Annotated in this window: 14 protein-coding genes and 1 riboswitch; of the genes, 6 read left to right on the forward strand and 8 right to left on the reverse strand. The window is 63.8% G+C overall.

Features of this window, described 5'->3' with window-relative positions; translation table 11 throughout:
* Positions 1-2 precede the first annotated feature (2 nt).
* From GTP55_RS23540 to GTP55_RS23560, 5 genes are read right to left on the reverse strand one after another with little or no spacing between them, the layout of a single operon-like run.
* On the reverse strand, positions 3-512 hold the full coding sequence (locus GTP55_RS23540; protein ID WP_161047243.1) for a DUF2867 domain-containing protein: 510 nt from the start codon (positions 510-512) through the stop codon (positions 3-5).
* The gene (locus tag GTP55_RS23545; RefSeq protein WP_161047244.1) at positions 509-1159 is read right to left on the reverse strand and encodes a hypothetical protein; all 651 of its coding nucleotides are present in this window, start codon (positions 1157-1159) and stop codon (positions 509-511) included. The genes GTP55_RS23540 and GTP55_RS23545 overlap by 4 nt, the downstream gene beginning before the upstream one ends.
* Entirely contained in the window at positions 1156-2124 is a 969-nt protein-coding gene (locus GTP55_RS23550) for an MlaD family protein (RefSeq protein ID WP_161047245.1), read from the reverse strand. The genes GTP55_RS23545 and GTP55_RS23550 overlap by 4 nt, the downstream gene beginning before the upstream one ends.
* A 4-nt stretch (positions 2125-2128) precedes the next feature.
* Positions 2129-2917: an MlaE family ABC transporter permease gene (locus tag GTP55_RS23555; RefSeq protein ID WP_161047246.1), complete on the reverse strand. Its 789-nt coding sequence runs from the start codon at positions 2915-2917 to the stop codon at positions 2129-2131.
* Positions 2918-2957: 40 nt separating this feature from the next.
* Positions 2958-3824, reverse strand: coding sequence for a LysR family transcriptional regulator (locus GTP55_RS23560; RefSeq protein WP_161047273.1), 867 nt, complete (start codon positions 3822-3824; stop codon positions 2958-2960).
* Between the two features lie 84 nt (positions 3825-3908).
* Between GTP55_RS23560 and GTP55_RS23565 the strand changes: the two genes are divergently transcribed.
* Positions 3909-5291, forward strand: a complete 1383-nt coding sequence (locus GTP55_RS23565) for an MFS transporter (protein ID WP_161047247.1) — start codon at positions 3909-3911, stop codon at positions 5289-5291.
* Between the two features lie 104 nt (positions 5292-5395).
* Here GTP55_RS23565 and ribB read toward each other — a convergent pair whose 3' ends face one another.
* The gene (gene ribB / locus GTP55_RS23570; RefSeq protein WP_161047248.1) at positions 5396-6055 is read right to left on the reverse strand and encodes a 3,4-dihydroxy-2-butanone-4-phosphate synthase; all 660 of its coding nucleotides are present in this window, start codon (positions 6053-6055) and stop codon (positions 5396-5398) included.
* A 96-nt stretch (positions 6056-6151) separates the two neighbouring features.
* Positions 6152-6282, reverse strand: a riboswitch (FMN riboswitch).
* 93 nt (positions 6283-6375) lie between these two features.
* Here ribB and GTP55_RS23575 point away from each other — a divergent pair.
* Both GTP55_RS23575 and GTP55_RS23580 read left to right on the forward strand, forming a co-directional pair.
* On the forward strand, positions 6376-9201 hold the full coding sequence (locus GTP55_RS23575) for a M16 family metallopeptidase (RefSeq protein ID WP_161047249.1): 2826 nt from the start codon (positions 6376-6378) through the stop codon (positions 9199-9201).
* Between the two features lie 9 nt (positions 9202-9210).
* Positions 9211-9411, forward strand: coding sequence for a hypothetical protein (locus GTP55_RS23580; RefSeq protein WP_110848843.1), 201 nt, complete (start codon positions 9211-9213; stop codon positions 9409-9411).
* Here the strand turns inward: GTP55_RS23580 and GTP55_RS23585 are convergent.
* On the reverse strand, positions 9408-9806 hold the full coding sequence (locus GTP55_RS23585; protein ID WP_161047250.1) for a VOC family protein: 399 nt from the start codon (positions 9804-9806) through the stop codon (positions 9408-9410). The two genes, GTP55_RS23580 and GTP55_RS23585, sit on opposite strands and share 4 nt — an antisense overlap.
* A gap of 68 nt (positions 9807-9874) precedes the next feature.
* Here GTP55_RS23585 and GTP55_RS23590 point away from each other — a divergent pair, with 68 nt between their 5' ends.
* The 3 genes from GTP55_RS23590 to GTP55_RS23600 are packed head-to-tail and all read left to right on the forward strand — an operon-like array spanning position 9875 to position 12330.
* Positions 9875-11320: a cytochrome P450 gene (locus tag GTP55_RS23590; protein ID WP_229258131.1), complete on the forward strand. Its 1446-nt coding sequence runs from the start codon at positions 9875-9877 to the stop codon at positions 11318-11320.
* Between the two features lie 33 nt (positions 11321-11353).
* Entirely contained in the window at positions 11354-11878 is a 525-nt protein-coding gene (locus GTP55_RS23595) for an SRPBCC family protein (protein WP_161047251.1), read from the forward strand.
* 11 nt (positions 11879-11889) lie between these two features.
* Complete coding sequence (locus GTP55_RS23600; RefSeq protein WP_161047252.1) at positions 11890-12330, forward strand: hypothetical protein; 441 nt, start codon at positions 11890-11892, stop codon at positions 12328-12330.
* Here the strand turns inward: GTP55_RS23600 and GTP55_RS23605 are convergent.
* Positions 12327-13349 carry an AraC family transcriptional regulator gene (locus tag GTP55_RS23605; RefSeq protein WP_161047253.1) on the reverse strand — a complete coding sequence of 341 codons (1023 nt, stop codon included), beginning with the start codon at positions 13347-13349 and terminating at the stop codon, positions 12327-12329. The genes GTP55_RS23600 and GTP55_RS23605 overlap by 4 nt on opposite strands.
* Between the last annotated feature and the right edge of the window lie 25 nt (positions 13350-13374).

Raw genomic sequence — 13374 nt, forward strand, 5'->3', positions numbered from 1 at the left:
TTTTACAGGAAGCGGGCGTTCCTCAGCGTGGCCGGCACAATGCGGCGGTGGGCCGGCGCTACGAACAGCATGTAGATGCGGCCCAGCGCATTACGGGTGTGCACCACCGTGCTGACGGCCACCTTGTCGGTCAGCTTGCAGACCGAGACTTCCACGTTCAGGTGCTTGTCGGAGTCGCCAAGGATGACTTCCTGGTCGCTAAGGTAGACAATGGAGAAGATGCCGACACGGTCGCCCACTCGGTAGGCGCTGGCCGGCTTGGCGCTATCGGTGTCGCCCAGTGCGCCCAGGTTTTTCAGGCCCACCAGCTGCACGATGCGGTTACGCAGCGTCATCATGGCGTTCACCCAGCGCGGCGTGGCGGCCACCACTTTCAGATAAAGCGCCAGCGCGGACTCGGAGGTCGGCGCGATGTCTATCTGATAGCAATCGTGAAAGTCCGCGCCGCGCAGGTGCTGGGCGATTTCAGTGTGTTGCGGTATGGCCGTGGTGGCGATGGTGGCGGTGGTCATTTGGCGGTAATCAGGTCGATGCGGCGTTTGATGCGTTGGGCTTCGGCGCTGTCGCCGGCTTGTTCTGCGCGCATAGCCTGTACGCCCAGCCAGGCCAGCAGCGGCCGGCGCCAGCCCTGGGTGGACGCGGTGTCCACGGCGTCCGCCAGCACCGGCGGGCTGGCTTTGCCGGCGCGTAGCAGCACGCCGCTGGCGACCAGCTTCGATAAAGGATCGGTGATGGCCTGCACCGCGCTGGCGGCGGCTGCATCGCTCGTTGCTGCGGCCACCGGCTGATGTTGCGCGGGCAGCAGGGCGGCGTCGCTGGCGGTGGCGCGTCCGGCCAGATAGGCGGCATAGGCGCGGTCGGCGGGGCTGGCGTCTTGCGCCAGTTTGTCGAAGCCGGCGCAGTCCTCGAATACCAGCGCGGCCACGCGGGCAGCGCATTGCGTCAGTTCGGCGCGGATGATCAGATCGACCTTGCCGGTGCTGGACAAGGCTTCGCGGGCGCGCTTGTATTCGGCCGCTTCCACGCGGGTGTTGCCCTCCATGTAGGCGGCGGTGGCGCGGTCGATGCCATTTTTGGCGTTCATTTGCCAGTCGGGCACGGTCGGGTTGTTGCCGCAGGCGGCTAATAATAGGGTGGTGATGACGATGCTCTTCTTCATGGCAGCTTGATCTCCGTATCGCGCTTGAACGGCCATTTGCGGTTGATTTCATTGACCAGCTGCTCGACGCGCCGCAAGCTGCTTTCCACTTCGCCGCGCAACGTGCCCAGATCGGCCGTGGCTTCCTTGGTGTTGGACGCCACCGCCTGCGCTTCCACCAGTACCGCGTCCATTTTCTTCAGCGAGTTGCGCGCATCGGCCAGCAGGCCGTTGAGCTGGACGATGGTGGCCTGGGCATCCGTCAGCACGCCTTGCTGGCCGAAGACGCGTTCGTCGGCGTGGCCGATCAGGCTATCGGCTTTCAGCGTCAGCGCGTTCACGGTGGTCAGCAGCTTGTTGGCGCGTTCGGTCAGCCGCTGCGCGTTCTTGTCGTCGCCGGCGATCAGGCCCATGGCGCCGTGCGGGCCATTCAGCTTGCCGGTAACGCCGGCCACGTTGGCCAGGCTGGCGGCCAGCGCGGAATTTTCCGCCGTCAGGTCGTTCAGGTTTTGCAGCAGGTCCTTGGCGGCCGACAGCAGGCGCGGAATTTCGGCCGCCGCATCGCCGACCAGCAGCGAGCGGGTGGCGCCGTCTTCCAGCGGCGGATCGGTGGGAATGCCGCTGAAGGCGCGCAGCTTGGCGCCGCCCACAATCGCCCGTTCCAGCGTAAAGATGCTGGAACTGCGCAGCCAGTGGGCGTCGTCGCGCGGCACATCGACCACCAGCCGCGCCTTGCCTTCCTTGCTCAGTTCTATGCGCCGCACGCGGCCGATGGGGAAGCCGGCGAAGGTCACGTCCATGCCGACGCTGACGCCTTCCGAGTCCTCGGCTTGCAGGATCAGCGTCTGTGTCGATTCGAACGCGCCGCGCGCGTACAGCAGGTACAGGGCGGAGCCGAGCACCAGTACCGCCATCAGCACCAGCAGCAGGGCGGCCTTGAATTCAGCATTGCGCACGGGGGCGGCTTGGTTGATTGGTTCTGTCATAGTTTTAGTAGTAGTTACCCATGAGCGAGGCGATTTCGATCAGCAGGATCACGGCAAACAGCCGCACCATGTCCGACAGGCCGTGCGTGACCTTGTTGCGGTAGCTGGCGCCGAAGTAGAACGAGGACGCCATCGGGATCAGGCCGACGGCAAGGCTGAAGAAGACGATCTTCAGCACCAGGATCAGCGTCACGGCGGGATTGAAGACCTGCCCGACCACGCGCGTGTAGCCGGTCAGCGCCCACGGCGTGAAGCCGTACAGCGATAGGTAGGCCAGGATCAGCGTCAGCACGCAGCTGACCGCCGCCAGCATCCACACGGCGAAAATGCCGGCCGCCACGCGCGGGAAGAAGTCGTTGTGCAGTTCCTGCTCGGTCACCTGGCGGTCGGCGCTGCGGCCTTGCGAGAATTCCAGCCCGGCCGGCAGCGTGGTGCGCAGCGCCACGAAGGCGGCGGCGGTCAGCGGGATCAGCTCCAGCACCAGTACGCGCACCACCATCTCCAGCGCAAAGCGCGACAGGCCGTAGCTCAGCGAGGTGACCACCACGATGCGGATCAACACCAAACTGACCAGCGCCGACATCACGCCGTACCAGGCCAGGTTGGGGGCGGTGTCCGCCACCAGATGGGCGGCCAGCACCGGCCGTTTGTCGCGGCCATAGCTGGATGGCGTCAGCGCCACCGAGAACATCAGCACCGCGAAGTGCAGCAGCCGCCACCAGCTGTGCAGCCACGCGACCGCGCCGAGGTGCAGCCGTTGCAGAAGGTTGGGAAGTGATGCTTGTGGACTCATGTTGGCATATTAGCACCGCAGGCCGTCAAACCGGTGTACGTTACTTTTCCGGGAAGGTGTCGATGATGGCGTCGGCCACGGCGCGCACGCGGGCGCTGCGGCTTAAATCGCTGTGGGTCACCAGCCACACATCGTACTGGTCGACCCGCTCCGGCCACACCCGCACCAGGCGCGGGTCGTCGTCGGCCATGTGACAGGGCAGCTCGGTCACGCCCATGCCCAGCCGCGCCGCTTCCAGCAGCGCCAGGCCGCTGTTGACCTCTATCGCCACGCGGGCGCTGTGCACCGGCTCCAGGCAGATCTTTTCCTGATGGCGCGGCGCCACCGAGGCCTGGTAGATGACGATGTCATGCCCGGCCAGGCCGTTGCCCGGCACTGGCATGCCGCGCTCCTTCAGGTAGTCCGGCGTGGCATACAAGCCCATGCTGCGGCGGGTCAGGTGGCGCGAGATCAGGTCCGGGCTGGTGGGCTTGAGGGTGCGCACCGCCAGGTCGGCCTCGCGCCGCGTCAGGCTGGTGATTTCGGTGCTGGTACTGAGCACGATGCGGATTTCGGGATGCATCACGTGCAGCCGCTGCATGGCGGCGATGACGAAATGGGCGGCCATGGTGTCGGAGGTGGTCACGCGTACGCTGCCGGACAGGCGGTTGTCGATGCCCTGCATCTCGCGCTGGAATTGCAGCGCCGCCTGTTCCATCTTTTCGGCGGCCGTGACGGCCAGTTCGCCGGCCGGCGTGGCCAGATAGCCGGACGGCGTGCGCAGGAACAGCCGCGCGCCGAGCGACTTTTCCAGCGCGTTAAGGCGGCGGCCGACGGTGGCCTGGTCGATGTCCAACTGCGCAGCGGCGGCGCGCAAGGTGCCTTTGCGGTAGATGGCGAGGAAAATGCGGGCGTTGTCCCAGTCCATGGTGTTCTCCATGATGCATTTTTGCATCAGAGTGCTGATGTTATGCGTATTTACTGCATCACGCAAGCGGCCTACCATGCGGGCATGAATACTTCCATTTCCACTGCGGCGCCAGCCCGCCAGGTACCTCCCTTATTGATGCTGATGACGCTGGCCATCGGCTTTGTGATGGCGATGATCGACGTCACCGCCGTCAACACGGCGTTGTCCGACATTTCCGTGAGCCTGGCGGTACCGCTGACTGGCCTGGTGTGGGTGGTGGACGGCTACACGCTGACCTTCGCCGCGCTGCTGATGGCGGGCGGCGCGCTGGCCGACCGCTTCGGCCCCAAGACCGTGTATCAGGGCGGCTTGAGTGTGTTCATCCTCGGTTCGGTGCTGTGCGCGGTGTCGCCGACCGGTCATGCGCTGATTGCGGCGCGCCTGTTGCAGGGCGTGGGGGCGGCGCTGTTCATGCCCAGTTCTTTGAGCTTGCTGACGCATGCGTATGAGGATCAGGCCACGCGGGCGCGCATGCTGGGGACGTGGTCGGCGATTGTCGGCTGTTCGTCGGCGGCGGGGCCGCTGGTGGGCGGGCTGCTGGTGCACGAATTTGGCTGGCGCAGCGTGTTCTGGGTGAATGTGCCGATCGGTGTGGTGGGGATTGTTCTGACGCAGATGCTGGCGCCAGCTACGGCGCGCCATGCGCGTGATCTGTCGATCCTGAGTCACGCACTGGGTGTGGTGACGCTGGCGGCGCTGAGTTTTGTGCTGATCGAGGGGCCGGCGCTGGGCTGGACTTCGTCGGCGGTATTGATGGCTGCGGCGGTGGCGCTGGCGGCGGCTGCGCTACTAGTGCGGCGGGAACGGGGTGGCGCGCATCCCTTGCTGCCCAGGGCCTTGTTTGAGACACCGGCGTTTGCGGCGGCCAATGGCGTGGGCTTCCTGATTAATTTTGCGGTGTTCGGCCAGTTGTTCTTGCTGAGTTTATTTATCCAGCAGGGCGGGGCGGATGCACTGCAAACGGGCGTGAAGCTGATTCCGATGATGGCGGCTTTCGCGATTGGTAACCTGACCTCGGGCCGGATTACGGCGCGGGTGGGCACGCGGCCGCCGATGATGTATGGCCTGCTGGTTGGACTGGGCATGGCGCTGGTGATGCTGTTTGGCTTGCGTCCGGATTCGCCATACTGGCAGCTGGTGACGGCGGCGGTGCTGATGAATGTGGCGATCGGGATTGCGATACCGGGTATGACGGCGACGGTGATGCTGGTGGCGGGCAAGGCGCATGCCAATAGTGCGGCTGCGGCGCTGAACGCCAATCGCCAGATCGGCGCGCTGGTGGGCGTGGCGATGATGGGGACGGTGATGCATATGGCGCCGGCGTGGGGAATGCGGCTGCCGCTGGCGTTCACGCTGATCGCAGCGGCATACGCAGGCGCGCTGTGCCTGGTGTACCGCTACGTTAAAACAGGAAAGCCAGCATAAGCATGTCATTCCCGCGCAGGCGGGAATCCATAGGCAGCATGGGCTCCCGCCTGCGCGGGAGTGACGGCTAGCCAGTGTGGCGGGTGCGCCACTCGATGTGACGGCTAGCCAGCGTGGCGGGTGCGCCACTCGATCATTTCGGCGATGGTCAGGATCGGCATCTGATGCAGCTCGGCGAAGCGTTCGATGTCGGCGCCGCGCATCATGGTGCCGTCTGGGTTCATCAATTCGCACAGCACCGCCGACGGATTCAGTCCCGCCATGGTGGCCAGGTCCACCGAGCCTTCGGTATGGCCTTTGCGCGACAGCACGCCACCCGGCGTCGCCCGCAGCGGGAATACGTGGCCCGGATGCACCAGGTCCGACGGCTTGGCGTTGGCTGCCGTCGCCGCGCGGATGGTGGTGACGCGGTCCGCCGCCGAGACGCCGGTGGTCACGCCTTCGCGCGCTTCAATCGACACGGTGAACGGCGTGCCATAACGGCTGCCGTTATTCGCCGCCATCATCGGCAACTCCAGGTCGCGCACCCGGTCGGCGGTGAGGCACAGGCAAACAATGCCGCTGCACTCGCGGATCATCATGGCCATGGTCTGCACGGTCATTTTTTCTGCCGCGACGATCAGGTCCGCTTCGTTCTCGCGGTCGAAATCGTCCAGCAGAATGACCGGCACGCCGGCGCGCATGGCTTCCAGGGCCGCGTGGATGCGGCCTTCCAGATCATCGGAAACAAGGGAATAAGGGGATACTGCGGTGTGGTCCAGCATGGTGATACGCTCCTTGGTAAGAATCAGGAACGCGACAGGGCAAGCGAATACGCGCAGCCAGCCACGCCACAAGTGGGCAGCAGGATGCGTTCAAGCGCACATCTTCTTTCATCCGGACTCTAACCGTCGGCCCTGGAATTACACCAGATCTGCGCATTTCTGCGCTCGCGGGCTTGGTTGTGAACCTTACCGCCGGTGGGGAATTACACCCCGCCCCGAAGACGTTGTTATTGCCCGCCAAGCGGCAGGCAACAGGATTTTAGCCTAAACCGGGGAATTCGGTGTAAGGTAGCCGTTCCCTTAGATTTTGTGCATTCGGAATGAAGCTGATTACCCTGCGTATCCTGTCCGGCGCTGCAATCCTGGCGTGTTCTTTCCTGGCGCAAGCCGACGATCTTCCCCCACCGCAGCTGAGCGACCCGATTCCGGTTGGGCCGCAGGTTAAAGTTGGCAAATTGGCCAATGGCCTCACGTACTACATCCAGCAGAATGGCCGCCCGGAGAAAAAGCTGGAGCTGCGGCTGGTGGTCAAGGCGGGTTCGATCCTGGAAGACGAGGATCAGCAAGGCCTGGCGCACTTCACCGAACACATGGCGTTCAACGGCTCCACGCATTTCAAGCGCAATGAGCTGGTGTCCTACCTGCAGTCGATCGGCGTGAAGTTCGGCGCTGACCTGAACGCCTATACCAGCTTCGACGAAACGGTCTACATCCTGCCGATACCGACTGATAAACAGGAAACCGTCGACAAGGGCTTCCAGGTGCTGGAAGACTGGGCCCATGGCCTGTCCTTCAACGACGCCGATATCGACAGCGAACGTGGCATCGTGCTGGAGGAACTGCGCCTCGGCAAAGGCGTGGATGACCGCATGAACAAGGTGGTGCTGCCCAAGGTGCTGAATGGCTCGCGCTACGCGCAGCGCATGCCGATTGGTAAAGAATACATCATCAAGGGCTTCAAGTATGACGCCATCAAGCGCTTTTACCGCGACTGGTATCGGCCGGACCTGATGGCGGTGGTGGTGGTCGGCGATATTGAACCGGCTGCGGCGCAGCGCCTGATCGAGCAGCACTTCGCGCACCTGAAGAATCCTGCCCATCCGCGTCCGCGCACTTACGCCACCATCCCTGAGCGCCAGGATTCGGAAGGCATTGTCTTCACCGACAGGGAAGTCAGCGCCAACACGGTGTACATCCGCTACCCGATCCAGATCCTGCCGGAAGAGCGCACCTTCGGCGATTATCGCCAGAAGCTGGTCGAGAACTTGTACAGCTTTATCCTCAGCCAGCGCATGTTTGAATTGACGCAGCAGGCCAATCCGCCGTTTCTGCAAGGCGGCAGTGGCATGAACAAGATCGTGCGCGGTTACCGTTCATACGGCGCTGGCGCGGTGCTGGGCAAGGGCGGCGTTACGCCGGCCATCAATGCGCTGGTGCAGGAAGACCAGCGCGCGCGCCAGTACGGCTTTAGCGCGTCGGAAGTGGAGCGCGCCAAGAAAGGCATGCTGCGCAACTACGAGCGCATGTACAACGAGCGCGAAAAATCCGATTCGGGCGGCTATGCGGCGGAGTATATCCGCAACTTCCTCGAAAATGAATCGATTCCCGGCATCGCCGCCGAATACCGCTACGTCAACCAGCTGCTGCCGAGTATTTCGGTGGACGAGGTCAACGCCGCCGTGCGCGCCGCCATTCCGGACAACCAGAGCAAGCTGGTGATCTACAGCGGCATCGACAAGCCCGGCATCGTGCAGCCGAAGGCCGATGACCTGGTTAGCACCGCCAGCGCGGCCGAGAAGATTACCGTCAAACCGATGGAAGACAAGGTCTATGCGACCCAGCTGATGCCCAATCCGCCGAAGGCCGGCAGCATCGTCAGCGAAAAGTTCAACGCCAGGATCGGCACCACGGAACTCACGCTCAGCAACGGCGTGAAGGTGGTGCTGAAGCCGACCGACTTCAATAACGATCAGGTGATCCTGGGCGGCTTGCGCTACGGCGGCTGGTCGCTGCTGCCGGACAGCGATGTCTTCGCCGCGCAGTATGCCAGCAGCATCGTCGGCCAGATGGGCGTGTTGAATTACACGCCGAATGACTTGGTCAAGGTACTGGCCGGGAAGAGCGTCAGCTCCACTGCCAATGTCAGTTCGCTCAATGAATCGGTGGGCGGCGTGTCCGGCAGTTCGGACGTGGAAGCCATGCTGCAGCTGGTCTACTTGCAGATGACGCAGCCGCGCAAGGATGCCGCCATCTATACCGCCTACGTCGACCGCCAGCGCGAACTGGCGCAGAATAATCTGGCGCGGCCGGAGTCGGTGTTCTACGATACCGTGACGGCGACGCTGTACAACAACAGCCCGCGCGTGCTGCGCGCCGCCCGTCCGGCGGACTTTGACCAGCTGGGACTGGACCGCGTGCTGGATATCTACAACAGCCGCCTGTCGAGCGCGCGCGACTTCACCTTCTTCATCGTCGGCAGCTTCGACGTGCAGAAGATCAAGCCGCTGATCGCCAACTACATCGCCAGCCTGCCGGTGGGCGAGATTCCGGTGGCCTTCAAGGACGAAGGCGTGCGGCCGATCAAGGGCGTGGTGAAGAAGGAAGTCCATGCCGGCTCGGAGCCGAAGAGCACCATTTCACTGTCCTTTACCGGCGAGGTGGAATACTCGCGCGCCGCGCGCATGCGTTTGCAGGCGCTGGTCGAGGTGATGAACATCAAGCTGATTGAAACGTTGCGCGAGAAGATGGGCGCGATGTACAGCGGCGGCATGAGCGGCAGCATGAGCCGCATCCCGTATGGTAATTACACCATCAACGCCAATCTGCCGTGCGCGCCGGAGAACGTGGACAAGGTGCTGGCCGCCACGTTCGCCGAGATCGAGAAGCTCAAGCAGGACGGCGTCGACGAGGCGGACCTGAACAAGGTCAAGGCTTCGTGGATCAAGGGTTACCGCAAGGGCCTGCGGGAAAATGGCTACTGGATGGCCTCCCTGCAGAATGCCTTCTTCAATAATAACAATCCAGAGGATATACTTGCTTATGAGTCGCGCGTGAACGCGTTGACGACGGCGGACCTGAAAGAGGCCGCACAGCGCTACTTCGATACCAACAACTATCTGCAAGTGGTGCTGTACCCTGAGAAGTAAGGAGCAATCATGGCAAAGAAAAAAGAAGAGCTGGACCCGGAAACCCTGGAACTGATCAACTGGTGCATTGAAGTGGAGGGCTTCCTGGTGAAGGGCGGCGCCACGGTGCAAGAGGCGCAGGACCATATCGAAGAGCAGGTGGAGTGGTTCACCGACCAGTTCTACGACGGCCTGACGCCGGAGGAAGCGGCCAAGGAAGCACTGGCTTAATCCGGAAAGGCGTCGTGACAGACGACGCTGAGTTTATTCCCGTCCGGGTCGCGGAAGTAGGCGCCGTAGTAGTTGGCGTGGTACTGCGGCCGCAGGCCCGGCGCGCCTTCGCAGGCGCCGCCATGTGCCCGCGCTGCGGCGTAGGCGCGGTCCACCATCGCGCGCGAGGTCGCCATCAGCGCGATCATCTGGCCATTGCCGCAGCCAGCCGGTTGGCCGTCGTACGGCGCGCCGATCACCAGCAACGGCCGCGACGCATCGGCCGGTTCCCACGCGGCCCACGGCCGGGTGGCATCGACGAAGCGCTGACGGGCGCCGATCACTTCCATGACCGCGCTGTAGAACGCCAGCGCCGGTTCAAAGTTGTTAATCCCCACATAAACATGCGACAGCATTTGCATCCTCCGGCGAGTGAGTATATCGTCAACATTTGGAGATGATAGTGTAGCGGAGAAGAACAGCTATGGGCAAAACCACCATGGAACTCACGCCGGGCATCGCGCCGTTGCGCCAGCTTGCCGACCTGCCGGGGCCGAAGGCGAGGCCGTTGCTGGGCAATGTGCGCGAGATCCGCGCGCAGCCGTTTCACCAGGTGCTGGAGGGCTGGGGCCGCGAGTACGGCCCGCTCTATCGTTTCCGCGTCATGCGCAGGCAGATGCTGGCCACCGCCGACCGCGAGCTGATCGTGGCGCTGCTGCGCGACCGGCCGGACATGATGCGCCGCTCCAGCCGCACGGCGGAGATGCTCAACGAGATCGGCACGCGCGGCCTGTTCACCGCCGAAGGCGAAGACTGGCGCCGCCAGCGCAAGCTGGTGATGCGGGCGCTGACGCCGGAAGTGATCCATAATTTTTTTCCGATGCTGGCGGCGATGACCGACCGCCTGCGCCTGCGCTGGGAGCGCGCGCTGGCCGCCGGCCAGCCGGTTGATCTGCTGCGCGACCTGAAGGCGTACACGCTGGACGTGACCATCGGCCTGGCGATGGGGCAGGACATCAACACGCTGGAGCTGGAGGAGCATCCGCTCCAGCGCGACATTGAATTTTTGTTCAAGCTGGTGGCGCGACGCCTGACCACGCCGTTTGCCTACTGGCGCGTGCCGGTGCTGAAGCGCGCGCAGGACCATGAGGCGATTGCCGCCTCGGCGCGCATCCAGCAGGCCATTTTTGGTTTTATCGCCGACGCGCGCAAGCGGCTGGCGCAGAATCCGGCGCGGCGGCTCAAGCCGGGCAATCTGCTGGAAGCGCTGATCGTGGCGCGCGACGAGCCGGATTCCGGCTTCACCGACGAAGCGGTGGTGGGCAACGCCATCACCATGGTGTTTGCCGGCGAGGACACGACGTCGAACACGGCGGCGTGGCTGATCGAATTCCTGGCCGACCATCCCGCCGCCGCTGCGGCCATGGCGGGCGAGTCGCAGCAGGTGCTGGGCGACGGCGCGGTGCTGACCGATTATCATCTGCTCGATCAGCTCAAGTACATCGACGCCGCCACGCGCGAGGCCATGCGTCTGAAGCCGGTAGCGCCGTTCATGGCGGCCGAGCCGAATCAGGATGTGGTGCTGGGCGACCTTGCGGTGCCGGCCGGGACGGTGATCTTCCTGCTGCTGCGCCATGCGTCGGAACGCGAGTGCGACTTGCCGCAGCCGGAGCGATTTTTACCCGAGCGCTGGCTTGACGGCGCGGCCGCGCACGGCGATGATCCCGGCCGCAAATTGCTGCCGTTCGGCGGCGGGCCGCGTTTCTGTCCCGGGCGCTATCTGGCCATGGCGGAGATTAAAATGGTGATGTCGATGCTGGTGCGGCACTTCGCGCTGGAGCGCGTGCCGGGGGCGCCGGCCGCGCGCGAGTGCTTCACCTTTACCATGACGCCGGACGCGCTGCCGGTGCGGCTGGCGCGCAAAAAATGATAGGATCGGGTCACAATAAAAAGGAGAATAACCATGTTCAAAAAAATCATTATCGGCATATCGGTCCTGGTGCTGGTGCTGCTGGCCTGGGCCGCCATCCAGCCGTCGACGTACAGCGTGCAACGCTCGATCGTCATCAAGGCGCCGCCTGAAAAGATCGTGCCGCTGATCAGCGATTTCCACAACTGGCCGCAGTGGTCGCCGTGGGAGGGACTGGACCCGGCCATGAAGCGCACCTTCAGCGGCGCACCCAAGGATCTCGGCGCGGTGTATGCGTGGGAGGGCAACAAGGATGTCGGCTCCGGCCGCATGGAAGTGGTCAGCCTGACGCCGACCAAGGTGGGCATCAAGCTGGACTTCCTGACGCCGGTGAGTTCGACCTCGATGACGGATTTCGTGCTGGAGCCGCACGGCGACAGCACCACCGTGCGCTGGACCATGTCCGGCAATAGCGATTTCATGGCCAAGATGATGAATGTGTTTATCAGCATGGACAGCATGATCGGGCCGGCGTTCGACAGCGGCCTGGCGAAAATGAAAACGGCGGCGGAAAAATAAGGAGGCGCGCGATGCGGATGGCATGGACGATACTGGCGATGACGGTGGCGCTCGTGGCCACAACGATGGCGATGCCGGCGGCCGCAGCGCCGCTGCGGCACGACCATCCGCTGATCGGCATCTGGCGGATCATGCTGCCCGATAGTACGTGCAGCGAAACTTACCGCATGCGCGCCGACGGCAGCACGCTGGTGTTCAGCAATGAGGAGGTGGCCGAGTCCAGCTTCACCATCTCCGACCAGCCGGACAAGAATGGCTTCTACAAGCAGGTCGACACCATCACCAAGGACAACGGCAAGCCCGATTGCAGTGGCGATATCACCAAGCCGGGGCGCGCCGTGACCAGCTACCTGCAATTCAACCAGAGCGGCACGCTGTTCGTGATGTGCGTGGAGCCCAATCTCCAGCGCTGCATCGGTCCCTTTATCCGCGTGCGCGGGATGCGCATCTAGCCGCTGCGCCAGGCGCCGGGATTGATCCCGGCCCATTCCTTGAAGGCGTGGTTGAACGCGCTCTGTTCCTGGTAGCCTAGCAGGAAGGCGATATCGACCAGGTTCAGTTCCTGCCGTTTCAGATACTGCTTGGCCAGCGCAAAGCGGGCCTGGTCCAGCACCTGCTGAAAGGTGGCGCCGGCGTCGCTCAATTTGCGTTGCAAGGTGCGCGGCGACAGTTTCAATGCATCGGCGATGGTGGCCAGCCGCACCTGGCCGCCCGACAGGCCGGCGACGATGGCGTCATGCACCTGCTGCGTGATGGCCGGTGCGTTGCTGGCGCGCTGCTGCAGCAGCTGTTCCGCGTGCTGTTGCAGCACCGGGTACAGGCTGACGTCCGCGTTCGGCACCGGCCATGACAGCATCATGGCGTTGAAGCTGGCGACGTTGGCCTCGGCGTTAAATAGCGGCATATCGCCCAGCACCTTCACATATTCTTCGCGCAGCGCAGGCGGCCCGCCGTCGTGCGTCAGCGTCAGCTGGTTGGCGGGCAGCGTGATCCCTGCCAGCCAGTTGCTGAACACGCGGATGCCGGCGAACACGCTGTCGGCCAGATGGCGGTGTGCGCTGCCGTAGTGGCTATGCCAGGTGTAGTGGGCGAGGTCGTCGTCGATGGTGATGGCCGAGCGGCCCAGGTCATGCGCCAGCTGTTCGTAGCGCATGGTCTGCTCGAACACCTGGCCGAAATCACGGCAGCTCAGGAGTATCAGGCCGTACACGGTATAGGTGCCCAGCTTGACGCATTGGCCCACGTGCAGGCCGAAGTGCGGATCGTTGGCCAGTGCGGCGCCGACGTCGAGCAGGCGCACGTAGTCGTCGGCCGGCAGCGATTCCGGCAACGGCTCCAGTGCGCCAGGCGGCAGGCCGGCTGCGTGTTCCAGCGCTTGCGCCGTCACGCCGCGCAGGGCGGCGGCTTCCAGCAGCGGCTGCAGATACGAGCCGGCGACGCGTTTGGCATGATCGAACAAGGGGGATGTCATGAATACGCAATACCGGCGGGCGGCA

This window comes from Duganella margarita, assembly GCF_009857535.1.
Classification (GTDB): domain Bacteria; phylum Pseudomonadota; class Gammaproteobacteria; order Burkholderiales; family Burkholderiaceae_D; genus Rugamonas; species Rugamonas margarita.